Source organism: Peribacillus sp. FSL K6-1552 (assembly GCF_038005205.1).
Classification (GTDB): Bacteria; Bacillota; Bacilli; order Bacillales; family DSM-1321; genus Peribacillus; species Peribacillus butanolivorans.
The window spans coordinates 3948804-3974279 of the sequence record NZ_JBBOST010000001.1 but is presented as its reverse complement, the minus strand read 5'-3'; the positions used below and the strand labels follow the sequence as shown (position 1 = coordinate 3974279).

Here is a 25476-nt window from a genome sequence, read left to right as displayed (position 1 = left end):
ATGAAAAATCTCCTGAAAGAAATGATTGTAAACAGTCCCCAAGATAGAATTTCCTATCATGATTATATGGAAGCCGTCTTATATACACCAAATATAGGTTATTATATGCGTGAAAAGGAGAAAATCGGTATAACTGGGGATTTTTATACATCTGGTAATGTTGGGGATGCATTTGGGAGGGCGCTAGCCAGATGGTTTATCTATTTGATAAAAGAATGCGGATTGCCTCCGAGAATAATCGAAATCGGTGCAGGGGATGGGAAGCTTGCCTATGATATCCTGGCCTTTATAAAAGAAACAGAGCCGGTGCTGTGGAGCTCACTCACTTATATCCTAGTAGACAGTAGCCCTTACCACAGAAAGGTTCAGCAAGAGCGTGTAGGGGTGTTTAACCAGGTTGCTTTTATGGATAGTTTAGAAAATTTGCCGAATGTAAATGGAATTGTCTTCTCTAATGAACTTTTTGATGCGTTGCCTGTACATGTCATTGAAATGTATAAGGGAGCTCTAGTAGAGGTATTTATCACTGTAGAGGAAGGACAATTGGTAGAAATAAAGGAACCTTTGAAAAATCAAGATATTCTTAACTACCTATCAAAACTGAATATCATGTTATATGAAAAACAGCGCTATGAAGTACCACTTAAAATGATACAAGAATATGAGAAAATCGTTTCGCATATTCAATCAGGTGTTCTTCTTACAATCGATTATGGCTATACGGAACAGGAGTGGAAGGAACCAGCCCATCTTCAGGGAAGCTTAAGAGGGTATTATCAGCATAAAATGATGAAAAAAGTACTTGAGTATCCGGGTGAGATGGATCTGACATCACATATTCATTTTGACACATTAATCGAAAGCGGGAAAAATGTGAATTTTTCTATGGAAGGACTATTTCAGCAAAATGAATTTTTACTCAAAATAGGGATTCTTGAGGAACTGAAAGACCACCAAGAGACGGATCCTTTCTCAAAAACAGCAAAGCGGAACCGAGCAATACGGGGGTTAATTGTTCCTGGTGGCCATAGTGAGTATTTTAGGGTGTTGCTGCAATCGAAGAATTTATCCGAGAAAGTGAGACTATTTCCTGAATAAGGACATGTAGAAACCCATGAATCAAGATTCATGGGTTATGTATATTGCTCTGTTCCTTAATGTGCAGTACCTGGCGTCATCATAAATACGCTCCAGTAGGAAAATCCTGCAAAGAAAACGGTAAGATAGGCGCCAAAAACATAAATATACATGCGCTCAGATAATTTCAAATAACTTAAGAGTACAAAAAAGCCGGTTTGTGCGAAGAAAAGTAAAGAAGTTTGATGCATATGGCCAAGATAAAAGAATATTGCCATAATTCCTGTCCAAAAACCACATACTCTGAACATGCGTTCCATCCGAATCCCTCCTTTTGTCTAGTCGTGTGCATTCAAAATAATTATAAATGAAATTGTAAGGTAATGTAAAGGATGCCTTTTGTTTCTATGCGAGAACCGACGCCTGATAAGAACATGTTACACAATTTTCCATCATATTTCCTAATTCCACAATTTTGACATTGTCAAACAATGCTTCAAACATACCTTTTAAGAATGAATTGTGCATTGCACAGATTGTACTAGGCTCGACATTGGTAACCTCTTTAAAAGGACAATTGAATATTCGAAAGAGAATGTTGTTTTCTTCTTCGCTTGCCTGTATTTCAGGTGAGAACCCAGCAATGGTAGCTGCATTTTTAAGCATGCTGACTTTTTCATCAAAAGTCAGATCGTCAATCGAAGTTGAGCTTAGGGATAGCTGCTGATTGATTAATTCCTCGCCAAATACCTTCCCTGTTTCATAAAGAGCCTTTTTTCCATGTTCTCCTAATGTCATCATCGTCTTAATGGCAATTCTTGAAAGAAGCTGATAGTCCCTGTATGGAAAATGAAGTTGAATGACTTTATCGGATAATCGATAAAGCCTGCTAGGGCGTCCGCCTTTCCCTGTCTTACGTGCATCCGAGGTAAGCATGTCCACATCTTCAAGTTTAGATAAATGTAGTCGTGCTACATTTGGATGAATTTTAAAAGAATCGGCAATTTGCTGTACAGATACATCTTGATGGTTGTTAACGATATATTGATATATATAATATCGGGTGGGATCTGCTAATACGTTTGTAATTCTTAACGTTTGTTCCATTATACCCTCCTGCTGTTCCAATAGTTTAACTATATTCCATTATAATACAGGTAGAAAAAAATGGAATAACAGAAACAGCAATCTCCCTTAAGTTAAGAAAAAGTTCACATTTCAAACAGAGATATAGTGCAAATGAATATACAAAACTTAAACAAATGTTATACAATTATTTTATAGAATCTTTAAAAAACAAAATGTGAACGGAGAGTGTTAAGAATGGGACGGTTAAAACGGTTAACTTTCTTTTCATACCCAAGCTGTACATCTTGCCGAAAAACAAAAAAATGGTTAAAAACCAATCAAGTATCCTTTGATGAACGTCATTTATTCAAAGAAACTCCAACAGAAGGAGAGTTAAAAAGAATCCTTGAATTGACAACGGAAGGACTTGATGAGGTCTTAGCAACAAGGAGTGAAGCCTATAAATGCTTACATGTTAATATTGACGAAATGCTACTTTCTGATGTCATCCAATTATTAACAAAAGAACCTAAATTATTAAGAAGACCCATCCTCATTGATGGAAAAAAGCTTGTGGTTGGACATAATGAAGATGCGTTAAGAAATTTGGTTTCATAAAAGCAAAATTTGAAAATGAGCATATAAGTTTATTCTCGAATCTTTTTTCGGGGATTTTTTTATTTTATAAGGAGGAATTTGTCGTGCAATGTCGAAACACTACTACAAGATACTTAGGAGGTGATGAAAGATTTGATATCGATTGAAAAGAAAGCAGAAAAAATCCTTTCCCGTGCCATTCAATTATCGGCATCGGATATTCACGTTTTACCACGCAGAGAGGGCCCTCTCATTCAATTCAGGATTGACAACAAACTCGTTCCTCAGGAAACATTGTCATTCTTTGAAACGGAACGACTGATCTCCCATTTAAAGTTCCTTGCCGCTATGGATATAGGTGAGAAAAGAAGACCTCAGAGTGGTTCAATTACCGTCAATTTATCAAAAAAAGTGGTTGGACTTCGCCTTTCCACATTACCAACTGCACATCTCGAAAGTTTGGTCATCCGCTTGATTCCCCAGCAGAATATCCTTCCTCTAGAACAGTTATCCCTATTTCCAAACACCGTTCAAAAACTGGTTGCCCTTCTGAAACATTCCCATGGCATGCTCATATTTACCGGTCCGACTGGTAGCGGGAAAACCACAACATTATACTCCTTGCTTCATCATTCAAAAGAGATGATAAACCGGAACATCATTACCCTTGAAGATCCCATTGAAAATGTGTCAGAAAAGGTATTACAAGTTCAAATTAATGAAAAGGCAGGTATTACGTACTCTGTTGGTCTAAAAGCTGTGCTTAGACATGATCCTGACGTGATTATGGTCGGGGAAATCAGGGATTCTGAAACAGCAAAAATTGCAGTTCGCGCTGCATTAACGGGTCATTTAATCCTCACGACCATGCATACAAGGGATGCACAAGGAGCTATCTCTAGGTTGCTCGAATTTGGAATCAGCTTGCTTGAGATAGAACAGAGCTTGATTGGTGTGACGGCTCAGCGGCTAGTTGAACTAACATGTCTGCAATGTAAAGAGGTTTGTACATCTGCTTGCCAAATGATTGCTCGTAATAAAAGGGCAAGTGTGTATGAACTGCTATATGGAAAAAGCTTGGCAGAAGTATTGAAGATGACGAAAGAGGAAAAAGGGAAGGGGACGGTCTCCTACCGCCAATTAAAGGATGAGATAGGAAAAGCGGTGGCAATGGGCTATGTGGATTCACATGAATTTGAACGGCTGGTATACGATGAAGGCAAAAAGTAAATGGAGGATAAAAGAACAAGCTGTCTTTATCTCGAAGCTGGGGGAATTATTAAGTCATGGCTATCCCTTAGCCGAGGCGATACATTTTCTGGAGTTTCAGGAATCAAAGAAGAAAGCTGAGGATTTTACTCAGGCTATTCAGGATTTAAGGAACGGGCATCCGCTGCATCAAGTGTTAACCCATCTTAATTTTCATCCACAACTTGTAAGTTATATATTTTATGGAGAACAATGCGGCGACCTCAATAGGGCGTTGATAGAAGGAGGTAGATACTGGAAGAAGAGGACGGAAGATTTGGATAAAGTGAAAAAGTTGATGGTGTATCCAATTTTCTTATTCTTTTTTGTGAACATCGTGTTTTATATCCTGCAGAGTGTCCTCCTTCCAAAATTCCAGACAATCTTTTTTACGATGGATGTTGAACAGAATATCATCCTGAAATTACTGGTAGCCTCTTCAGTTATCCTCCCTGTCATCCCCTTCATCTTGCTCGCATTGCTCCTTTTCTTTTTTTTACTCAAACAATTTTGGTTTAACAAGTTATGCCCCTTAAGGCAGCGAAGAATATTATTAAACATTCCTCTCGCAGGCACATTCATTAAGTTATATGAAACGTATTTTTTTGCAAGCCAATTCAGTGGCTTACTCTCTGGAGGGCTTTCCATTAACGAAAGCATCAAATTATTCTCCGTAAATCAGCAGCAGCCTTTTTACCAGAAACTTTGCTCAATTATTAAAGATGATTTAATTGAAGGCAGATCGCTAGAAATGATTTTTCAGGAGCTGCCTTACTTTGATAGAAATTTACCATTAATAGCCGCAAATGGTCAAAAGTACGGCAGGCTTGATTCAGAGTTACTTCATTACAGTCGTTTTTTGCTAGAGAAAATTGAAGAAAGAATGAATTCAATTTTGAAAATCATTCAGCCTCTTATGTTTTCATTGATTGGTCTGCTGATTGTTTCCATTTATTTAGCGGTCTTACTGCCAATGTTTTCTCTGCTCGAGGGGATATAGAATATTCTTAATAAATTCTGGAGGTGAATCTGCGCTGAAATAATTTTGGGAATAGGAAGTGTGAAATTTCTAATCTATTTTTATTTTTTTAGCAGCAGAATGATATGAAGAAAGTGTTGAATGAAAGAGGTTTTACATTAATTGAAATGCTTATTGTTTTACTCGTAATTTCCATTCTATTGATTATTACAATCCCAAATATAACAAAGCATCAATCGACGATTCACTCTAAAGGGTGTGAAGCGTTTGTTAAGATGGCTCAAGCACAGGTGCAAGCCTATGAAATAGATAATGGCAAACTTCCTGCAAGTATTGATGAAATGGAAAGTCAAGGGTACCTTAAACAAAAATCATGTCCGAATGGTGATGGTATTAGTCTGGATAACAAGGGAAAGGTTACGGTAATTGAATAGCAGCAAATTGATTGTGCGGCCTTCCTGTGGAGGTTATACCCTGTCAGAAACCCTCATCGTCCTCGTTATTTTTGTACTGCTAAGTGGCATCGGTCTAAATTTATATCCAAGCTTTATTAAAGGAATGGAAAATAAGATATTCATTTCTCAATTGAAAGAGGACATTTTCTATGCGCAGCAGTATGCCATCAGCCATGAAAGTCTGATTTACCTTCATATGGATAATACGAATAGGATTTACACGGTAACATCCTATAAGGAGGGGGTTGTGCTTGAGAGAAGCATACCAAAGGATATACAGTTCTTAAGTGGAACATTAGGACTTACGTTTCATTTTAATCAGTATGGAAATGCTTCAAAAGCAGGGACGATGATGATTGATACGACAAAAGGGAAGTACAAGTTAGTCCTTAATATCGGTAAAGGGAGGTTTAGGATTGAGAAACAGTAGAGGGTACGTCTACTTAGAAATGATAGCCGCTTTTTCGATTTGTATAGTCTTGGTCATTTCGATTCTGCCGATACTTGAGGAGATAATGACCAATCGGAAAAATGTTGTCTTAAGGACAGAAGCCCACTATTTGTTATATGAAAGATTGACCGCCTTCATGGATGGGGAGGTAAATGCTGTCGACCAGGAAATCCATTATCAGAAAAGATTGTATGAACTAACATGGAAGGAACAGAAGGATTTCCCAGGTATGATTGAAGGATGTGTACGATATGAAAATGAAGTGGGTAAATCAGAATCCATTTGTGATGCTGCGAAAAAATGATGGCTTTACAATAATTGAAATGCTTTTTTCTTTAATGATATTAATGACCACCTCTATTTTCATCTTACAACTTTTTTCAATTATTCACACACAGTTGGAATCAAAAGAGAAATTGCATCCTAAAGAGTGGGAGATCTTTACGATGCAAATGCAACAGGAGGTCAGGGGTGCTAAAAGTCAGGATGTAATAGAAAATAAATTATATTTACTTTCAGGTGACCAGTTATCTTTTATTGAACAATATGAAGATAAGCTCCGCAGGCGAGTGAATGGAAAAGGTCATGAGGTCATCCTGCAGAACATTTCAAAATTTAAGGTTGAGAAGGATGGTAACGTCATTGTGTTAAATATAACGGATAAAGCAGGGAATACTGTTATTCGCAGGTTTCATCCTTTCTTTAAAAGTGAGACGAAAGTTGATGAATAATCAAAAAGGGGTCGTTTTCCCGATGGTCATGATTGTAGCGAGTGTTTTTATCATGTTCACGATATTAATGATCGATCAATTTGTCATCGATAAAAAATTTTATAAAGAAGTGGAAGAAACGCTTGTGGCCGATCATTTAGTGCATCTAGCCGTTAATGAGGTAACAGCTGGATGGGGTGAAGATATACCGAAGAACCTTCAGGGGGATATCTCATATCCCAATGGTGATGTCCATTATATATTAACGAAACAAGATGCCCGTTATGCCTTTATTGAATTTGCTTCCTCGACTAAAGATAACCGAGTTGGTAGAATCATTATTCAATATGACAAAGAGTTAGGTAGAGTTGTAGAATGGATAGAAAAACAGTCCGTATAACCCGTATGAAGGCGCGGATTCAGTGATATGGAGTTGATAGACTGAAAATACTCCAGTGTGAAAACTGTGTCAGTAACAAGTGGAGAAAGGATTCAGGAAGGAGGAAAACGTTTTTGGCTGACTGAGAATGGGATTACGAACGGAATGATTTGTCCAATGTCAGGCTTCCCCTAAATGGAAATGGAGAACTTACCATCGATACAACAAGCAGGCCCAAATAGTAACCATCTCGGGTAAACTAGAAAGAATAAAAGAAGCATAAGCGGGGCATACTTTATTTAGGGTGATATTGTATGTCTACTAACGCTTATATCAAATATCTTACACAGCAGCTTGTCGAATATCTTAATTTGACTAAGAAAGAACGGAAAGAAAAACGTCGTCATCGGAAAGAGGATAAAAATACTGGTGTGTCCCACTGGTTTGGTATTGTCCCTTTCGCTTTGTCGATGTTTGTAAGAAAAAAAATCAAAAAAAGAAAACAGATGTCCTAAGCTTTTGGACATCTGTTTTTTTTGTTTAGTCAGGCAAACCTAGCTAGGCGGTTGTAGTAGAGAAATCATTTCTGAAAAAATAGATCCATTTATCCTAACGCTCTATCTGATAAGTAAAATAAACCGCCATTGATGATTGATATTAGAATATTTGGCTCATATTGGGCCTGTAATGCCTGTTTTTCAGTGAAATAACTTTCGCTTTTTTCATCCATATCCTTATAAAAATGCTCCAATAAATTTAAGTCATTCTGCCAGCGCTCCATGGCTTCTTCCGCCCAAGAATGGTCATCGTTCTCGAAGCTGGTTCGGATATATGTATCAAGTCTTGCTAACCCACTCTTTGGCATGATTAATGGTGAGAGGGTGAAGGAGTAATCCGGTATCTTTGGGGTGACTTTAACCGGTAAAACACGATTGTGAAATCCTTCCATGATCTCCCCGGAGATTAAATTCAATCCGACAGACATAAAGGTATCTTTTTTTCGATCACATTGATAAGATATTTTTACATTTAGTGTAAGCCAGGGGAACAATGGATTATGCCGACCATTTGAGGGGAGTGTATCCTCGAAAAGTCTAGTATATCCAGCCAGCCTTTTTGTTGATTCGATAATTTGATGGAGACGGGGCGAACCAAAGTGAATTCGTTCTCCTTTCATATTGGGTGGAGCCTGTTCAGGATCAGTAATGAAAGTAATCTGGGCTGGGTTTGGAATCCCGCCCGTTTTTTCAAGATAATGCCAATAAAAGGGACGGTTCATTAACTCTTTATCCATTTCAATCGTCAGTTGAACAGTGATATGGGATGGGGCATTCTCTAGTACTTCACAATCATTAGCTTCAAAGAAAGTTATTAAAAAATCATGAATTTCCTGTTGCTGCATGAATCTCACCTTCCTTCATAGTTTGAGCGAATTGAATCATCGATGAAAAATTATCCATCTTGATTTTCATTTCACCCTCAGTTCGGGACTCGCCGACCACGTCAATTAAATATTCTTCGATGTTGGTAATATCCAGCTTCGTTAAAATATCATCCAATTCACCAATTACTTTTTCAAACAAATGGATTTTTTCATATAATAATTTCAAAATATGTTCTTCAACTGTATTTTTCGTTGCAAAGTTATATATCATGACATCTTCTTCCTGGCCAAGTCGGTGAATCCGTCCAATTCTTTGTTCAAGTCTCATTGGATTCCATGGCAGGTCAAAATTAATCAAGTGGTGGCAAAATTGAAGGTTTATTCCTTCCCCACCGGCTTCGGTAGCAATTAAAACTTGAATCTGCTTTTGGAATAATTCTCTCATCCAGTCTTTTTTTCCACGCTTAAAGCCGCCGCGGAAGGGAACTGAGGAAATTCCATTCTGTTGTAAATACCATTGTAAATATAGCTGAGTGGCTCTGTATTCGGTAAAGATAATCACTTTGTCATCAATTTTCTTGATGAGTTCTAAAGCTTTTTCAGCCTTGGAGTTTTGTTCTGTTTCATTTACCTTCTCAAACAGCTCATCTAGCTTTGCTAAAAAGTCAGGGGAAGGCTGTTCATATTTGGCTTTCATGTTTTTCAATGTATAAAAAACGGCTTCTCTGCTGCTGCATGCTTCTCTTTGGAGCGTGAGTGCTGAAAAAGAACTTCCCTTCGATCCATCTGAAATAGGCTTAAATTTGGAAACAGCGTCGTACAAGGCTTGTTCAGTTGGAGAAAATTCAATGATGATTGTTTCCACCTGCCTTTTTGTCCATTCAATTCCAGTATCAGCCCGTCGGTTCCGAATCATTACAGTGTTGACGAGTTCCTTTAGGTGCTCATCCTCAATAACATTTCGGCCTTTGCCTTTATATTTCTCAGAAAAGAGTGTTGCATTTCCCAAGTGTCCCGGTTTCAATAACGAAACAAGATGGAAAATTTCTTCGACTTTATTTTGAATTGGCGTAGCTGTCAGCAATAAACAAAATTTCTTTTTCAGATTTTGGACAAATTCATAGTTCTTCGTTTTATTATTTTTAAGTTTATGAGCTTCATCAATAATGATAAAGTCATATTGCTGATTAAAAATGATATCTCGATGGGGAGCGCGTTTCGCTGTATCAATGGATGATATAACAACATCGCATGATTCCCACACATAGCTTTTTCTTTGAACAACAGCCGGAATATGAAACTTGGTATTCAATTCAAAAGCCCATTGACTTACAAGTGAAGCGGGGACAAGAATTAATACTTTTTTAACAAGACCTCGGATCATATATTCTTTAAGAATCAAGCCAGCTTCGATTGTTTTCCCGAGACCTACTTCATCAGCTAAAATGGCTTTTCCATTCATCTTTTCAACTACCTGCTTTGCCGCTTCCAATTGGTGGGGAAGCGGGGTGAGCTGTGGAAGATGCTTGGGTGCCTGTAAACCTTCAAAATCAGGAATAATGAGGTTTTCTTCCATTTGAACAGCCAATTTATAAAGCTCCCAATTACCCCATGGACCGTCATTTTCCATCTTTTGTAGAAACTCGTCATTCCAATCAGAACTGAAGGATATATTAATTTTCATTGAAACTACTCCTTCTAAAATCATAATTTTCTTATTTAAGGTTGAAACCCGAACATTTTATATGTGAAGTAAGAAAAATATTTCTCTGTAAAAGATATTGCAGAGAAAAGTTTCTTAAGGTAGGATGTAAGTATATTTAGAAAATTCCAATATCCCAAAACGCTTAAAAGAAGCGTACATTTTTATGAATGTAGTCATGTTTTTCATAGTATGGGCAACTGCCTCTTACTTTATCCCAGATTAACAGACTAGAGATCATTCATTAAGTTCTGAAGTTTTAAGGAGAGTTGGTAGAGAAAGCATTTTGTAAATGCACAGAGGTTTTACTAACTATCAGTAGGATTAATTACTTTCCTAATTGGTGGAGACACATTTATATGCGGGTGAAGATAAGGGGAGAGACTACGAATGTAGCGCCGAAGGAGCAAACTTAGCAGTGAATCTCTCAGGCAAAAGAACTCTTATTGGACGCAACTCTGGAGAGCGCCGCTCGTTGCAGAACGGCCACCAAAGGGGAAAGCCTATTATATAGGTAAACTTTCAGGTTTCAGGACAGAGAAAAAGCTCTTTAGGGCTTTCTCTGTCCTTTTTTGTGCCCTTTTTTCCACATTATGAATCAGGATGAGAAGTATAAGAAGATCTGACAGGATGGAAAGAAGCTTTTAGAAAAGTGAGCAAAGTAAACTAAAAAATCTAAGGGGGGTCATTTTTTGACCAATTTAAAAAGAACGCCACTATTTGAGGTTTATCGAGAATACGGAGGAAAAACGATCGATTTTGGCGGCTGGGAACTTCCTGTCCAATTTTCGGGTATCAAGGACGAACATGAAGCAGTTCGTACAAAAGCTGGCTTATTTGATGTTTCCCATATGGGTGAGGTTGATGTGAAGGGCCCAGGGAGTCTTGCCTTTTTACAAAAAATGATGACCAATGATGTATCAAAGCTAAAACAGGGCGGAGCAATTTATACGGCTATGTGTTATGAAAACGGCGGTACTGTTGACGATCTTATCATTTATAAAAAGGCAGAAGACGACTATCTGCTCGTGGTCAATGCCGCCAATACAGAAAAAGATTTTAACTGGCTACAAGCTAATTGTTCAGAGGATGTCCAACTTTCGGATGTATCAAGCGATTATACACAGTTGGCACTGCAGGGACCTTTGGCAGAGAAAATATTACAAAAACTATCTAATGATACACTTTTGAGTGAAATTGGCTTTTTTAAATTCAAGGAAAATGTCCTGATAAATGGGCTTTCCACGATGGTTTCACGTACAGGATATACGGGTGAAGATGGTTTTGAAATATATAGCCACAGTGAAAATGGCCCGGCCCTATGGAGAGCTATTCTAGATGCAGGAAAAGAAGAAGGGATACAGCCGATAGGTTTAGGGGCACGTGACACACTCCGCTTTGAAGCTAAACTTCCGCTTTATGGACAGGAGCTTTCACCGGATATTACCCCAATTGAAGCCGGGATTGGTTTTGCGGTTAAAGTAGATAAGGAAGCCGACTTTTTCGGGAAAGCCGTTCTTACTGAACAAAAGGAAAAAGGGGCACCACGTAAGCTTGTCGGAATTGAAATGATTGACCGCGGCATTCCTCGTCATGGCTATAAGGTATACAGTGGGGATAAAGTCATTGGTGAAGTTACGACTGGCACTCAATCACCAACATTGAAGAAAAATGTAGGATTGGTACTTATCGATAAAGATTATTCGGTGATGGATTCTGAAGTCGAAGTGGAAATTCGTTCAAAACGATTGAAAGCTGTTATTATACAAACACCTTTTTATAAAAAACCACGTAAATAGAGAGGAATGGTCATTAAGATGAAACATCGTTACTTACCCATGACAGAGCAGGATAAACAACAAATGCTGGAGGTAATAGGGGTCCCTTCTGTTGAGAACCTTTTCAACGATATTCCTGAAAGTGTCCGCTTTCAAGGCGAATATGACATTAAACCAGCTAAATCAGAGCCAGCCTTAATGAAAGAATTATCAAAACTTGCTTCCAAGAATGCTGATCTTAAAAACTATGCCTCCTTTCTTGGTGCGGGCGTGTATGACCATTATTCACCGGTCATCGTCGATCATGTTCTTTCCCGCTCGGAGTTTTATACAGCCTACACCCCTTATCAGCCAGAAATTTCACAGGGGGAGCTTCAGGCCATTTTTGAATATCAAACGATGATTTGTGAAATGACAGGAATGGATGTCGCCAACTCCTCCATGTATGACGGAGGGACGGCATTAGCGGAAGCAGCGATGCTTGCATCCGGTCATACACGACGTAAGAAAATTCTAATTTCAGCGGCAGTACATCCTGAATCAAGGGAAGTCGTTAAGACGTATGCGAAAGGTCAGCGAGTGGAAGTCATTGAAATTCCATTTAAAGATGGTGTGACAGATCTAGCTGCCTTAAAGGAATTGGCGAAAGACGATATTGCGGGAATCATTGTGCAATATCCAAACTTCTTTGGACGAATTGAACCATTGAAAGAAATGGAAGAAATCATTCATGATGTGAAATCCATGTTTATCGTTTCGAGTAACCCGCTTGCACTAGGTGCATTGACCCCTCCAGGTGCCCTTGGTGCTGATATCGTAACAGGCGATGCTCAGCCATTCGGTATTCCAGCAGCTTTTGGCGGACCGCATTGCGGATACTTTGCGGTCACGAACAAACTTGTTCGAAAAGTGCCAGGTCGTCTCGTCGGGCAAACAGTGGATGAAGATGGTAAACGGGGATTTGTGCTGACGCTTCAAGCTCGTGAGCAACACATTCGTCGTGACAAGGCCACATCCAATATTTGTTCCAATCAGGCGTTAAATGCTTTGGCAGCTTCTGTTGCGATGACCGCACTTGGGAAAAAAGGTGTCAAAGAAATGGCTGTGAATAATATTCAAAAAGCCTATTATGCGAAAAAAGCTATAAAGGAAAAAGGAATAGAAGTGGTATTTGAGGGACCATCGTTTAATGAATTTGTCATTAAACTGCCGGCATCTTACCAAGAAATTAATCAAAGTCTTTTTGAAAAAGAAATTATCGGCGGCTTCGACTTAGGGACTGTTTATCCACAGCTGAAAGACCATATGCTTGTGGCTGTAACAGAACTTAGAACAAAAGAAGAAATTGATGCACTTGCGCACGAATTGGGGGATCAACATGAATAATCAAGATCAATCACTCATTTTTGAAATCAGTACGTCCGGTCGAATCGGGTACAGTCTACCGGAAATGGATGTTGAAGAAATTTCGCTTGAAGAGATTTTTCCTGCCGAATACATCCGTCAAGAAGAAGCTGAGCTTCCAGAAGTATCGGAATTAGATATCATGCGTCATTATACAGCTCTTTCCAAACGGAATCACGGGGTGGATTCGGGCTTTTATCCACTCGGTTCTTGTACGATGAAGTATAACCCGAAGATAAATGAAAATGTGGCGCGTTTTAACGGTTTCGCCCATATCCATCCATATCAAGATCCGGCGACTGTACAGGGAGCCTTGGAACTATTATTTGACTTGCAAGAACATTTAACAGAAATCACAGGGATGGATCAAGTGACCTTACAGCCAGCAGCAGGTGCACATGGTGAATGGACAGGATTAATGATGATTCGTGCCTTCCATGAAGCGAACGGCGATACAGCACGGACGAAAGTGATAGTTCCTGATTCGGCACACGGTACGAATCCAGCTTCCGCCACTGTTGCGGGGCTCGAAACGATTACGGTAAAATCAGATGAAAATGGCTTAGTTGACCTTGAAGATTTAAAGCGCGTTGTAGGTTCGGATACAGCGGCTTTAATGCTGACGAATCCCAATACATTAGGATTGTTTGAAGAGAATATTTTGGAAATGGCAAAACTTGTCCACGATGCTGGTGGGAAGCTTTATTATGACGGGGCCAATCTTAATGCAGTCCTATCTAAAGCCCGCCCAGGTGATATGGGCTTTGATGTGGTCCATTTAAATCTCCATAAAACATTTACAGGTCCACATGGTGGCGGTGGCCCGGGTTCTGGTCCTGTCGGTGTAAAATCGGATTTGATTCCCTACTTGCCTAAACCACTCGTGGTCAAACGAGATGAGCAATTTATGCTGGATTATGATCGCCCGCAATCCATCGGAAGAGTTAAACCTTATTACGGAAACTTCGGAATAAATGTGAGGGCTTATACGTACATTCGTTCCATGGGTCCTGATGGTCTTAAGGCTGTCACGGAGAATGCGGTCATCAATGCGAATTATATGATGCGTAGGTTGGAACCATATTTTGATTTACCATATAATCGCCATTGTAAGCATGAGTTTGTGCTTAGTGGCCGCCGGCAAAAGAAGTTGGGCGTCCGAACACTCGATATTGCCAAAAGATTACTAGACTTCGGCTATCATCCACCTACTATTTACTTCCCGTTGAACGTGGAAGAAGGAATGATGATAGAACCGACTGAAACGGAGTCAAAGGAAACTCTTGACGCGTTCATTGATGCGATGATTCAGATAGCTAAGGAAGCGGAAGAAACTCCGGAGATCGTACAGGAAGCGCCACATACAACAGTTATTAAAAGGCTGGATGAAACGCTTGCTGCAAGAAAACCAGTCCTCCGTTATCAAGCTTAATAGCCTAAATAAAAATCCCCGCCATCTGAGCGGGGATTTTTATTTTTATATGTATAGAGAATGACCGGCTGGAAATGAATATACCATAAGACATAATAAGCTATAAGACTGCATTTCATTTCAATTTTTAGTATGATAGCTCTTTAATTAAAAAGAGCCCATGCGGAGATGGGTTCTTATTTCTTTGCTTTAATTTTACCGGTCCACATTTTGAAACCGCCTTTTAGGTGAAACAGTTCTTTGTAGCCTTTTTTGTATAGCATGGCTGCAGCTCTTCCGCTGATGATTTCGCTTTGAGCGTACAAGTATACAGGCTTGTCCGGCCTAATTTCGACCAGGCGTGTTTTCATTTGAGTCATAGGGATGTTTCTTGCGCCTAAGATATGACCATTATCAAATTCATTTGGTTCCCGCACATCGATTAGTTGTACTTTTCTGTAGTTAGCAATAAATTCATCCTGTGTTAACGTTTTAACGATTTTACGCTGGCGGTACCAATTAAAAAGTGAATACGCAATAACCACTCCTATGATGATGAGCAGTGTATATAATAATTCCAAACATAAAAACTCCCTTCTACCTAACGAATACAGACAATCTTTATTATATAATTGCTTTAACTAATAATCAAAAAATATTTTCGTAAAATTCTTTATCGACTTAATGGTACTTTCTTTTTTAGAGTGTTAAAGTCTGTTAAACTACTAAATGTGAGTTTTTTTATGACGGAATTACTGACTTACTTTTAAACAGTCTACATGAAATGAGGGGTAAGGATGACAAAAGAAAAATGGGGATTTATAGATTCTGGATATTGTTCACCGGCTTTTAATATGGCGATGGACGAAGCTCTTTTAAACTGGCAGAGTAAAGGGGAAATACCACCGATTATACGCTTTTATGGTTGGGACCCAGCTACATTGTCGATTGGTTATTTTCAAAAGGCAGAATCTGAAATTGATATAGAAGAAGTTAAAAGGCAGGGCCTCGGTTTTGTTCGCAGACCAACAGGAGGACGTGCTGTACTGCACGAACATGAATTGACTTATAGCGTAATTGTCCCAGAATCCTATCCGGGAATGCCTACTACTGTTACTGAAGCATATCGAGTTATTTCTGAAGGGATATTAATGGGGTTCAGGAATCTTGGATTGGATGCTTATTTTGCTGTACCTCGAACCGATCAGGAGAAAGCGGCTTTAAAAGCACCCAAGTCTTCCGTCTGTTTTGATGCGCCAAGCTGGTATGAATTGGTCGTTGAGGGCCGTAAGGTAGCTGGCAGTGCACAAACAAGGCAAAAGGGCGTCATCCTTCAACACGGGGCCATTTTACTTGAACTTGATGATGAAAAGCTCTTTAGCGTATTTAAATTCTCAAATGACAGGGTTAAAGAGAGAATGCAAAAAAACTTAAAAAACAAAGCCGTGGCCATAAATGACATTGCCGGAAGAAAGATTACCATCCCAGAAGCAAAAGATGCTTTTGAAAAAGGTTTTGCCGATGGACTTTCGATTGAATTAGAGCCATACGTCCTCACTGAACAGCAATTGCAGGAAGTGAAAGCCATTGCAGAAAGCAAATATGAAAGCGATGAATGGAATTTTTTGAGATAGAAGAAGCAGGATAATTAGAACAGATAATAAAAATGTTTTTTCAGATTTTTGCAAACAAATAAGCTTTTCCTTGCAACGATAAGCACTAACAAGGACAGGGAAAAAGCAAGGTTCAAATTAATTGAAATCTGATGAAAAATTATTATAAATCGACATTTTCCTCCCTTTTACTAACTATATTAATTGATTTATCGTTTGACAAAATTAAAAGTTAATCAACACAAACACAATATATAGTAGTCGGAATATTTATTACGACACTATATATTGATTTTTAAGTTTCGCTATGATAAATTTAGGGTAACTTGTTAAGCGAAACGGACATGTAAGACTACATATAGATTTTTGCAGCAAGAACGGATCTTGAAACATATAAAGGAGAGGGAATTATGTCGGTTGTAATAAAAGAAGCTTTAAAGGTTGATCTAGAAAGGTTGAATAAGGATATTTCTTTATTTCCCCAGGTCCATCCTGTAACAGCTGATATGAAAATGACGCATAAAGGCGTGTCCCGTCTAGTTATGCTTGACCGCTATTCTTTTAAGGATACTGAAAAAATTACGCTCTCGACTGGCGATTTTGTAGTATTGACGATTAAGGAAGATCCGAAATTCCCTGCACGGGGTCTTGGTTACATCGTTGAAATAGATTGGGAAACGAAAAAAGCTAAGGTATTAGTGGATAATGAATTCCGCGGAGCATTAGATAACCCGGAAGAAGTGGAAACGGGGATTGTAAATCGACCGCTTGATATCATTGAGAAGCCGCTTGAAATATACTATGAACAAATTGCAAAACGTAATGCAACGGGATTGGCTTCAGTGGAAAAGACTGAAGAAAAAAGAACGGAATGGTTCAATAAGTTCTATGAAGAATTAAAGAACCTTAATTTTGTCCCAGCAGGACGTGTATTATATGGAGCCGGTTCTAACACGGATGTTACTTATTTTAATTGCTATGTAATGCCATTTGTTCCGGATTCACGCGAAGGAATTTCCGAACATAGAAAGCAAGTCATGGAAATCATGAGCCGCGGAGGCGGTGTAGGTACGAACGGATCGACACTTCGTCCAAGAAATACGTTGGCAAAAGGGGTAAATGGAAAATCCTCCGGTTCAGTTTCATGGCTTGATGATATTGCGAAATTGACCCATCTTGTTGAACAGGGCGGAAGCAGACGCGGTGCACAAATGATTATGCTTGCGGATTGGCATCCAGATATTGCTGAGTTCATTATTTCGAAAATGCAAAATCCACGGATTCTTCGCTACTTAGTGGAAAACACAAAAGATGAAACCATCAAAAAGTACGCTACAGATAAATTAAAATTCACTCCGCATACCGAACAGGAAACGGCTATGTACCAAGGTATTATCAACTATAAAGAGATTCCGGGTTTAGGCGGATTTAGCGAGAAAATCATTAGAGAGGCCGAGGAAAAGGTTCGTACAGGCGGAACGTACAGTGTCCATAATGCCGATTTTCTAACAGGCGCCAATATCTCGATTTGCTTGACTAGGGAATTTATGGAAGCTGCCGAACAAGATGGCGAATATGAATTGCGTTTCCCGGATGTTGAAAGCTATAATGCTGAAGAAATGGCGATTTATAATGAAGAATGGCACAATGTCGGTGATGTACGCGAGTGGGAAAAAATGGGCCGCAAAGTCCGTGTTTACCGTAAAATCCGAGCTAAAGAGCTTTGGAACTTAATTAATATTTGTGCTACTTATTCTGCAGAGCCGGGTATTTTCTTTATTGATAATGCTAACGAGATGACAAATGCAAAAGCATACGGACAACAAGTTGTAGCAACCAACCCATGTGGTGAACAGCCACTGGCTCCATACTCTGTATGTAATCTAGCAGCTGTCAATTTAGCAGAAATGGCTGATAAAGATAACAAAACAGTTAACTTTGAGAAACTTAAGCAGACCGTAGAAGTGGGTGTGCGTATGCAGGATAACGTCATTGACGCAACCCCTTACTTCTTAGATGAAAACAAGAAACAAGCACTCGGCGAGAGACGGGTTGGTCTTGGTGTTATGGGTCTACATGATTTGTTAATCTATTGTGAAACGGAGTACGGGTCTGAAGAAGGGAATATCCTGGTAGACAAGGTGTTTGAAACGATTGCAACTACAGCTTACAGGACTTCAGTAGACCTTGCTAAAGAAAAGGGCAGTTTCCCGTTCCTAATCGGGTCAACTGATGAAGAAACGAATGAGCTTAGAACGCGTTTCACTCAAACCGGATTTATGGAAAAAATGCCAGAAGATATCAGAGAAAGTGTTGCTGCACATGGCATCCGTAATTCTCATTTATTGACAGTTGCTCCTACAGGCAGCACAGGTACGATGGTTGGGGTATCAACTGGTCTTGAACCATATTTCTCTTTCACCTATTTCCGTAGCGGTCGTCTTGGTAAATTCATTGAGGTTAAGGCTGACATCGTACAGGAATACTTGGATCGTCATCCAAAAGCGGATCCAGAAAAGCTTCCGAAATGGTTCATTTCTGCAATGGAATTGGCTCCTGAAGCTCATGCTGACGTTCAATGCATTATTCAACGATGGATTGACAGTTCGATTAGTAAAACGGTTAACGCTCCTAAAGGATATACCGTTGAACAAGTAGAAAAAGTATATGAACGTCTATACAAAGGCGGAGCAAAAGGCGGTACGGTGTATGTAGATGGAAGCCGTGACAGTCAGGTTCTTACGCTTAAAGCGGAAGAAAACCAAATGGATGAGCAACTTGAAATGGATGAATTAACAGATGTGGAAGAAAAGAAAAAAGTCGTATTGGTTGATACGATAAATGAACTGCGTTCGACGAATGTTACGATTGGGTCGGAAGTAGGTAACACCTGCCCTGTTTGCCGTAAAGGTGAAGTTCAGGAAATGGGCGGATGTAATACATGCACGAATTGTGGCGCACAATTAAAATGCGGCCTATAAGTTTAATTTAAGAAAGTCGTTAAGGTATAGCTGAAAAGCTGATCTTAACGGCTTTTTTTTTGCAAATCTAAGAGTGTATTCAATATTTTGAAATTTTAAAGGTTACCTTTTATTGGTTTGTAAACTATTAATTGTTATTAGTTCTCGTGAAGGCTTTTCTTTATATATGGTTAAACTACAATGTAATAACTATGATGGGGTGTATGAATGGAAAATCAGAAATGCGATAATACGAAGGTAAGTGCTTGGTGTATTGTAAGCATGGCTTCGATTCCGCTCGTCATGACACTAGGAAATTCTATGCTTATTCCGGTGTTGCCGGTTTTTGAAGAAAAAGTGAACATAACATCCTTTCAGTCGAGTATGATAATCACCAGTTATTCAATCGCTTCCATTTTTCTAATTCCAGTAGCAGGTTACTTGTCTGATCGCATTGGAAGGAAAAAAGTTATCCTACCCAGCCTTATTTTAGCTTTGATAGGTGGTTTGATTGCTGGTTTTGTTTCCTGGAAGATGGACAATCCGTATACCTGGATTATCTTGGGCCGCGTTCTTCAAGGGATTGGTGCTGCTGGGGCAACTCCAATCGTCTTGCCATTAGTAGGGGACCTTTATAAAGCTGATGATGAGAAAACAAGTTCCTGTTTAGGCATAATTGAAACATCGAATACCTTCGGAAAAGTGTTAAGTCCGATTTTAGGATCCTTATTCGCTTCACTTATTTGGTTTTTACCGTTCTTTTCTATTTCCTTTTTTAGTTTAATTTCGATTGTTCTCGTTTTTTTCTTTATAAAAGTACCGAAGAATAATCATGCACCAATAAAGTTCAAAGAATTTTTAAATAAAACGAAAGTAACCTTTGAGGAGGGAGGGAAGTGGCTTTCCGTTGTATTCCTATTGGGCGTTTTTGTCATGCTTGTTCTTTTTGCAGTGTTATTTTTTTTATCGGAAAGTCTAGAAAAATTACATGATTTAAAAGGCATTAAAAAAGGCTTTGTCTTGGCAATCCCTTTGTTCTTCTTATGTATCTCCTCTTTTGTGGCGGGAAGGAAGATAAAAGGAAGCATATCGTTGATGAGAAAGATTATATTGATTAGCTTAATATTAATGTCAGGAAGTATAGTTTTTGTTGGCTATACGAAGGAAAAAATTGTGTTGCTGCTTATAATAACAAGTGTATTAGGAATCGCGATTGGTGCCATGCTGCCAACTTTGGATGCGCTCATTACTGAAAATATTGAAAAGACACAGCGGGGAACAATTTCCTCTTTCTATAGTTCTGCACGATTTATTGGTGTTGCAGCAGGACCACCACTCATGTCAGTGTTAATGAAAAACTATTTAAATATAAGTTATATTATTGCCGGAGTATTTGGTATTATCTTGCTTTTCCTTGCGTTTAAACTCCTTAAAGAAAATACAATGAAAATGAAAGCAGCAGAGAAGACCGAGTCTTAGGATTCGGTCTTCTTTGCTGCATTCATTTGTCAGCCATTTTCATTTTGTTGGGCAATTTCCTTTTCGGCCAAGTATTGGTTTCCATCCTTTAACACCGAGTATTCATCGACAGAGTCTCCAGGGACATTCCGGGGATTGGGATATTTATTATCTGTTTGTACGGTAATTACTTGTTTACCCATTCCATTTGTCAAGAAGTCTTGCTTTTTAGTCATATTACATCTCCCATACTTGAATTTACCAATTAGAATCAATCATGAGGATAATTGAATTAAGAAAAACTATCCTTATAAGTTAGATTGTCTAGTTTGAATAAAAGTATGAACAAATCCGAAAAAGAATGGAGAAGTATATGAAACCATTTATCCCACAGCTAGTATATATTGAGCCAAGAGCACTGGAATACCCGCTTGGCCGAGAATTAAAAAAGAAATTTGAGGATATGAATATTGAGATCCGTGAAACTACTTCACATAATCAAATTAGAGATTTACCTGGGGATAATGATTTGCAAAAATATCGTGTCGCCAAGTCGACGCTGGTTGTGGGAATTAGGAAAACGTTGAAGTTCGACTCATCTAAGCCATCTGCAGAATATGCTATCCCGCTTGCTACTGGGTGTATGGGTCACTGTCACTATTGTTATTTACAGACGACGCTAGGTACAAAACCATACATTAGGACATACGTGAATCTTGATGAGATTTTCGAAGCAGCTGAAAAATATATAAACGAAAGAAAACCTGAAATTACCCGCTTCGAGGCGGCATGTACTTCTGATATTGTCGGCATTGACCATTTGACACATTCATTAAAAAGGGCCATTGAATATTTTGGTAAAAGTGAATACGGTGTTCTCCGATTTGTAACCAAATTTCATCATGTCGATCATCTATTGGATGCCGAACATAATGGGAAAACAAGATTTCGGTTTAGTATTAATTCACGTTACGTGATCAAGAATTTTGAGCCTGGAACTTCGAGCTTTGAGGAAAGAATGGAAGCGGCACGCAAGGTAGCAGGTGCAGGATACCCATTAGGTTTTATCGTTGCGCCAATATATCGTCATGAAGCATGGAAGGAAGGCTACTTTGAACTATTCGAGCTGTTAAGTGAGGCATTAGAAGGGGTGGATATTCCTGATTTAACTTTTGAGCTAATCCAGCATAGGTTTACTGGTCCTGCAAAAAAAGTGATTCAAAAAAATTACCCTAAAACAAAATTGGAACTTGATGAAACGAAACGGAAATATAAATGGGGTCGCTATGGCATTGGGAAATATGTGTATCAAACTGAAGAAGCAGCAGAACTTGAATCAACTATCCGAGGGTATATAGCGAAGTTTTTCCCAAAATCGGAAATTCAGTATTTTACCTGATGAAAGGTTGTTTCTATATAAATCAGTCATAAATCGCTCTAATCCTGCTTAAAAATGTAAAGACCGGAATAGAGGAGGGCAGCAATGATTATTGACGGCGTTTTTTCCGGAGGCGGGATTAAGGCATATGGTTTAGTAGGAGCCCTGCAGGAATTGGAGGAACGTGGATTTGTATTTAAAAGGACAGCTGGAACGAGTGCAGGCTCAATTATAGCAGCTTTTTTAGCTGCAGGTTATACAGGAAAAGAAATGGAAGAGGTTTTTCTTGATATAGAATTAAGTAGCCTGTTGGATAAGAGGCGGGGCCTTTTGCCTATCCCACTTGCCAAGTGGCTACTTGTTTATTGGAAATTAGGTTTATATAAAGGGGAGGCCTTGGAAAATTGGGTTGCGGGTAAGCTAGCAGAAAGGAATGTAGTCACCTTTAATGATGTTCCACCAAATTCTCTCCGTATTATTACCTCTGATATTACAAATGGGAAATTGGTAGTGCTTCCTGATGAGTTACCGAACTATGGAATCGATCCAATCACTTTTCCAGTGGCCAAGGCGGTAAGAATGAGTTGTAGCATTCCATATTTTTTTGAACCAGTAAAGCTGAATGTTGGGAAAAGTACGTTTCTATTTGTTGATGGAGGCGTGTTAAGCAATTTTCCAATGTGGTTATTTAATTCAGACCATGTAAGAAAGGAACGACCAGTCATAGGCTTACGTCTTAGTGCAGATGAGATATGGAAGCCGCATAAAGTGGATAATTCGGTTGAATTGTTCTCAGCACTATTCAAGACAATGAAAGATGCCCATGATGCACGTTATATTTCCAAGAAACATGTTCAGAATATTGTATTTATCCCGATGAAGGGGATCTCCGCTATGGATTTCAACTTGAATGATGAAAAAAAAGGAGAGGTAATGAATCGTGGTCGTCAGTTTACTAGAGAATTCTTAAAGCATTGGACATATTAAAAAAGAAAAATCGGGCTCTTAAAAAGAAGCCCGATTTTTCTTTTTATTCTTTTTCCCTTCGATGACGGTTAAGTGACTATCTGATTTCTTTCTCACTTTTATTTTTTTAGACGATTTTGCTGCAGAGAAGCTAGCCACATTATCCTTTTTCGAAGTTCGGTTCTTTAGCCTTTTTTTCGATTGGCGTGCAGCCTTTCGAAATGCCTGTTGCTCTTTTTTTACTGGTTTTCCCTTTGTTAATCCGGTATAAATCATATAAATAATCCCTGCGACAATGGCAATTATAAGAATGTTTCTAAAAAAGCCAATCGGGTCATTAAACAGTCGGCTCATTAGTCCGAGGACTCCGAGGGCGATGATTCCGTATATCATGAATGATATGAAACGTTTCAACAAAGCCACCTCCTTAAGAGCATCATAAGCATTTTTAGCTTATTTTAAACATTATTCATGTAAAATATTTGAAAAAATGAAGATTATTCTCTTTGTTTAGTATATGATTTTTCATAATCATATTGTGATAGATGTTTTACACAATAACATCCGTTTCTAAACCTTCTTCCGTCCTTTTTTCCAACCTTAACAGTTCATGAAAGGAAGCCAATGCGACTTCGACCTGATCGTCGGAAGGAGCTTTTGTAGTCAATAATTGAAGCCAAAGACCAGGATAACCAAGGTAACGCAGAACTGGAATATCTCTCACTTTGTTTGTCAACTGCAATACCTCGAAGGAAATGCCGAGCACGACGGGAATAAGTAACACTCGATCCACGACACGTAGCCATAAAGGGTCGATTGGGACGAGCATATAGACAAACATACCAACAATGACAGTAAATAAAATAAAGCTGCTGCCGCAACGATAATGAAGCCGTGAACTTGCCTGCACATTGGCGACAGTCAATTCTTTCCCGCTTTCAAAACAACTAATCACTTTATGCTCTGCACCGTGATATTGAAAGACTCGCTTGATTAATGGTGTCATGGATACTAGGTAAATGTAAATGAGCAGTAATATCAACTTAAACAAGCTTTCCATTAAAACCTGAGCCATTTGACCAGGAAAAATAGGTCTTGTTAATGCTGCAAGAAAGACTGGAATCAGTGTAAACAGCAATTTACCAAATAAGAAGGAAAGTACCCCGATTACGGCAACTCCAAGCCATACACTTAGTTTTGAAGATTCCTTTGTTTCTGTTTTCTTTTCTTCTTTCTTTTCCCCGCCTTCTTCTTCATACTGCTCTGTGGAAAAGTTTAGATGTTTTGAGCCGGTAGCGCTCGACTGAATCAGTGAGACAATTCCCCGTAAAAACGGTATTTTTTTTAAGCGATTGACAGCAGGCTTTGATTCACGCGGTATATGGTAATACACAATCGTTGAATCTTTGCGGCGGACAGCAGTGACTGTATGGTGTTTGCCGCCAAACATGACGCCTTCCACTACAGCCTGCCCTCCATAAACGGGTTTTTGAACCTCAGACATTTCTACACCAACCTAATAGTTATTCACGTAGCTCTCTCATGGGTGCTATCATGTTTATTATCAAGTATTCACAAGGTATAAGACCCTATAGAACCGCCCCTCTCAAAGATCAATGGACGAATAAATGGAGGCCTACTCCTTGCAAATACTTTATGAATGATGAATCGCAGGAAAGAAGTATCCTGTGTACATATAAAATTCAACAGAGGATGGACATAATCCTCTGAAAAAAGCACATTATTTATGTTTTTATCATACAGAATAAATCCAAAAACCTCTAGTAAATCTCCTCACTACGGATAAAATAAAATAGTTCTATTTAACAAAGGGCATACTACGTAGCGGAGGTGTTTGATATGTCTTCTAATGAAAAAGGACAAAATCAACAGGAAAATAGAATCATGTTAATCAACAATGCATTAGCTATCGGTTTTGTTGGAGGGCTCCTTGCCAGTTTTGCCGGAATAATAGCACATTATTTTAATTTTATGGAGTTTAGCCCCAAATTTATACTTACTTCTTGGTCGAATATGACATGGATTGATCGCTGGCTTGGTACGGTGATGACCATGCTCGTCTTCGGAATTCTGTCCGTGGGGATTGCTTTAATATACTATGGACTTTTTAGAAAAATGAAAAGTATTCTTTTAGGTGTTTTTTTTGGTGCCGTTTGCTGGGCTTTGCTGATATTTGTCTTAAAACCGATGTTCTCTGATTTGCCATCCTTTTCGGAAATGTCGTCAAAGTCCATTATAACCAGTATCTGTATTTTTATTTTATACGGTCTTTTTGTCGGATATTCTATTTCTTACGACCATCAGGAATATATTCGTCATAATAATAAAGGTGCTGAAAATCAGTCGAGAAGCTGAACGCCTGGGTTGTAAAAAAGTAGTAAGACAATTTGTAATTATGATAGAATGTTCATGGAAAGCATTCTTTTAATTATGAGCA

The 25476-nt window shown here is 38.8% G+C and carries 27 protein-coding genes and 2 riboswitches; of the genes, 19 read left to right on the top strand and 8 right to left on the bottom strand.

Translation table 11 applies throughout. The annotated features are described in order from the left end of the window. The gene (locus NST21_RS19070) at window positions 1-1098 is read left to right on the top strand and encodes a class I SAM-dependent methyltransferase (protein WP_340890709.1); all 1098 of its coding nucleotides are present in this window, start codon (window positions 1-3) and stop codon (window positions 1096-1098) included. Window positions 1099-1154: 56 nt separating this feature from the next. Here the strand turns inward: NST21_RS19070 and NST21_RS19065 are convergent, their stop codons facing one another. Then, complete coding sequence (locus tag NST21_RS19065) at window positions 1155-1397, bottom strand: DUF2626 domain-containing protein (protein ID WP_053346950.1); 243 nt, start codon at window positions 1395-1397, stop codon at window positions 1155-1157. A gap of 85 nt (window positions 1398-1482) precedes the next feature. Further along, window positions 1483-2184 carry a helix-turn-helix transcriptional regulator gene (locus NST21_RS19060; RefSeq protein WP_340890707.1) on the bottom strand — a complete coding sequence of 234 codons (702 nt, stop codon included), beginning with the start codon at window positions 2182-2184 and terminating at the stop codon, window positions 1483-1485. Window positions 2185-2400: 216 nt separating this feature from the next. On the opposite strand from NST21_RS19060, the gene NST21_RS19055 reads away from it, so the two are divergent. From NST21_RS19055 to NST21_RS19015, 9 genes are all read left to right on the top strand, one after another. Then, window positions 2401-2763 (top strand): Spx/MgsR family RNA polymerase-binding regulatory protein, encoded by a 363-nt coding sequence (locus tag NST21_RS19055; protein WP_340890706.1) that lies wholly within the window; start codon window positions 2401-2403, stop codon window positions 2761-2763. A 123-nt stretch (window positions 2764-2886) separates the two neighbouring features. Next, on the top strand, window positions 2887-3972 hold the full coding sequence (comGA, locus tag NST21_RS19050) for a competence type IV pilus ATPase ComGA (protein ID WP_053346947.1): 1086 nt from the start codon (window positions 2887-2889) through the stop codon (window positions 3970-3972). Further along, window positions 3932-4990: a competence type IV pilus assembly protein ComGB gene (gene comGB / locus NST21_RS19045; protein ID WP_340890705.1), complete on the top strand. Its 1059-nt coding sequence runs from the start codon at window positions 3932-3934 to the stop codon at window positions 4988-4990. The genes comGA and comGB overlap by 41 nt, the downstream gene beginning before the upstream one ends. A gap of 104 nt (window positions 4991-5094) precedes the next feature. Beyond that, the gene (comGC, locus tag NST21_RS19040) at window positions 5095-5403 is read left to right on the top strand and encodes a competence type IV pilus major pilin ComGC (RefSeq protein WP_053346945.1); all 309 of its coding nucleotides are present in this window, start codon (window positions 5095-5097) and stop codon (window positions 5401-5403) included. Next, the gene (comGD, locus tag NST21_RS19035) at window positions 5396-5854 is read left to right on the top strand and encodes a competence type IV pilus minor pilin ComGD (RefSeq protein ID WP_056526044.1); all 459 of its coding nucleotides are present in this window, start codon (window positions 5396-5398) and stop codon (window positions 5852-5854) included. Before comGC ends, comGD begins: the two co-directional genes overlap by 8 nt. Next, the gene (locus NST21_RS19030; RefSeq protein WP_056526040.1) at window positions 5841-6179 is read left to right on the top strand and encodes a hypothetical protein; all 339 of its coding nucleotides are present in this window, start codon (window positions 5841-5843) and stop codon (window positions 6177-6179) included. Before comGD ends, NST21_RS19030 begins: the two co-directional genes overlap by 14 nt. Continuing rightward, window positions 6127-6606 carry a competence type IV pilus minor pilin ComGF gene (gene comGF, locus NST21_RS19025; protein WP_057218374.1) on the top strand — a complete coding sequence of 160 codons (480 nt, stop codon included), beginning with the start codon at window positions 6127-6129 and terminating at the stop codon, window positions 6604-6606. Before NST21_RS19030 ends, comGF begins: the two co-directional genes overlap by 53 nt. Further along, on the top strand, window positions 6599-6985 hold the full coding sequence (gene comGG, locus NST21_RS19020) for a competence type IV pilus minor pilin ComGG (RefSeq protein WP_056526035.1): 387 nt from the start codon (window positions 6599-6601) through the stop codon (window positions 6983-6985). Before comGF ends, comGG begins: the two co-directional genes overlap by 8 nt. A gap of 293 nt (window positions 6986-7278) precedes the next feature. After that, window positions 7279-7479 carry a YqzE family protein gene (locus tag NST21_RS19015; RefSeq protein ID WP_340890702.1) on the top strand — a complete coding sequence of 67 codons (201 nt, stop codon included), beginning with the start codon at window positions 7279-7281 and terminating at the stop codon, window positions 7477-7479. An 89-nt stretch (window positions 7480-7568) separates the two neighbouring features. On the opposite strand, the gene NST21_RS19010 is transcribed toward NST21_RS19015, so the two are convergent. After that, a complete protein-coding gene (locus tag NST21_RS19010; RefSeq protein WP_098176739.1) occupies window positions 7569-8366 on the bottom strand; it encodes a YqhG family protein in 798 nt (265 codons plus the stop codon). Next, window positions 8344-10032 carry a DEAD/DEAH box helicase gene (locus NST21_RS19005; RefSeq protein WP_190271218.1) on the bottom strand — a complete coding sequence of 563 codons (1689 nt, stop codon included), beginning with the start codon at window positions 10030-10032 and terminating at the stop codon, window positions 8344-8346. Before NST21_RS19005 ends, NST21_RS19010 begins: the two co-directional genes overlap by 23 nt. 383 nt (window positions 10033-10415) lie before the next feature. Then, window positions 10416-10503: riboswitch (glycine riboswitch) on the top strand. A gap of 3 nt (window positions 10504-10506) precedes the next feature. After that, a riboswitch (glycine riboswitch) is annotated at window positions 10507-10590 on the top strand. Between the two features lie 152 nt (window positions 10591-10742). Here NST21_RS19005 and gcvT point away from each other — a divergent pair. Genes gcvT through gcvPB form a run of 3 tightly spaced genes read left to right on the top strand, consistent with a single transcriptional unit; the run spans window position 10743 to window position 14664 of the window. Continuing rightward, window positions 10743-11849 (top strand): glycine cleavage system aminomethyltransferase GcvT, encoded by a 1107-nt coding sequence (gene gcvT / locus NST21_RS19000; protein WP_340890698.1) that lies wholly within the window; start codon window positions 10743-10745, stop codon window positions 11847-11849. An 18-nt stretch (window positions 11850-11867) separates the two neighbouring features. After that, window positions 11868-13214 (top strand): aminomethyl-transferring glycine dehydrogenase subunit GcvPA, encoded by a 1347-nt coding sequence (gene gcvPA / locus NST21_RS18995; protein WP_340890697.1) that lies wholly within the window; start codon window positions 11868-11870, stop codon window positions 13212-13214. Beyond that, complete coding sequence (gene gcvPB, locus NST21_RS18990) at window positions 13207-14664, top strand: aminomethyl-transferring glycine dehydrogenase subunit GcvPB (protein ID WP_098176743.1); 1458 nt, start codon at window positions 13207-13209, stop codon at window positions 14662-14664. The genes gcvPA and gcvPB overlap by 8 nt, the downstream gene beginning before the upstream one ends. A gap of 176 nt (window positions 14665-14840) precedes the next feature. Here the strand turns inward: gcvPB and NST21_RS18985 are convergent, their stop codons facing one another. Beyond that, the gene (locus tag NST21_RS18985; RefSeq protein ID WP_053346934.1) at window positions 14841-15224 is read right to left on the bottom strand and encodes a rhodanese-like domain-containing protein; all 384 of its coding nucleotides are present in this window, start codon (window positions 15222-15224) and stop codon (window positions 14841-14843) included. A 216-nt stretch (window positions 15225-15440) separates the two neighbouring features. Between NST21_RS18985 and NST21_RS18980 the strand changes: the two genes are divergently transcribed. The 3 genes from NST21_RS18980 to NST21_RS18970 all read left to right on the top strand — a co-directional run bounded on the left by NST21_RS18980 (window position 15441) and on the right by NST21_RS18970 (window position 20695). Then, the gene (locus NST21_RS18980) at window positions 15441-16277 is read left to right on the top strand and encodes a lipoate--protein ligase family protein (RefSeq protein WP_340890695.1); all 837 of its coding nucleotides are present in this window, start codon (window positions 15441-15443) and stop codon (window positions 16275-16277) included. Between the two features lie 389 nt (window positions 16278-16666). Further along, window positions 16667-19237: a vitamin B12-dependent ribonucleotide reductase gene (locus tag NST21_RS18975; protein WP_340890693.1), complete on the top strand. Its 2571-nt coding sequence runs from the start codon at window positions 16667-16669 to the stop codon at window positions 19235-19237. A gap of 207 nt (window positions 19238-19444) precedes the next feature. Continuing rightward, window positions 19445-20695: an MFS transporter gene (locus tag NST21_RS18970; RefSeq protein ID WP_340890690.1), complete on the top strand. Its 1251-nt coding sequence runs from the start codon at window positions 19445-19447 to the stop codon at window positions 20693-20695. Window positions 20696-20724: 29 nt separating this feature from the next. Here the strand turns inward: NST21_RS18970 and NST21_RS18965 are convergent, their stop codons facing one another. Further along, window positions 20725-20910 carry a hypothetical protein gene (locus tag NST21_RS18965; protein ID WP_340890688.1) on the bottom strand — a complete coding sequence of 62 codons (186 nt, stop codon included), beginning with the start codon at window positions 20908-20910 and terminating at the stop codon, window positions 20725-20727. A 137-nt stretch (window positions 20911-21047) separates the two neighbouring features. Here NST21_RS18965 and splB point away from each other — a divergent pair, with 137 nt between their 5' ends. Together splB and NST21_RS18955 are read left to right on the top strand one after the other, a co-directional pair. Continuing rightward, window positions 21048-22073, top strand: coding sequence for a spore photoproduct lyase (splB, locus tag NST21_RS18960; RefSeq protein ID WP_340890687.1), 1026 nt, complete (start codon window positions 21048-21050; stop codon window positions 22071-22073). An 84-nt stretch (window positions 22074-22157) separates the two neighbouring features. Next, window positions 22158-23039: a patatin-like phospholipase family protein gene (locus NST21_RS18955; protein WP_340890686.1), complete on the top strand. Its 882-nt coding sequence runs from the start codon at window positions 22158-22160 to the stop codon at window positions 23037-23039. An 18-nt stretch (window positions 23040-23057) separates the two neighbouring features. Here the strand turns inward: NST21_RS18955 and NST21_RS18950 are convergent, their stop codons facing one another. Next, a complete protein-coding gene (locus NST21_RS18950; RefSeq protein ID WP_053346927.1) occupies window positions 23058-23432 on the bottom strand; it encodes an SA1362 family protein in 375 nt (124 codons plus the stop codon). 136 nt (window positions 23433-23568) lie between these two features. Next, window positions 23569-24522 (bottom strand): DUF1385 domain-containing protein, encoded by a 954-nt coding sequence (locus NST21_RS18945; protein WP_340890685.1) that lies wholly within the window; start codon window positions 24520-24522, stop codon window positions 23569-23571. Between the two features lie 356 nt (window positions 24523-24878). Here NST21_RS18945 and NST21_RS18940 point away from each other — a divergent pair, with 356 nt between their 5' ends. Beyond that, window positions 24879-25394 (top strand): YqhR family membrane protein, encoded by a 516-nt coding sequence (locus NST21_RS18940; RefSeq protein WP_340890684.1) that lies wholly within the window; start codon window positions 24879-24881, stop codon window positions 25392-25394. Window positions 25395-25476: the final 82 nt, after the last annotated feature.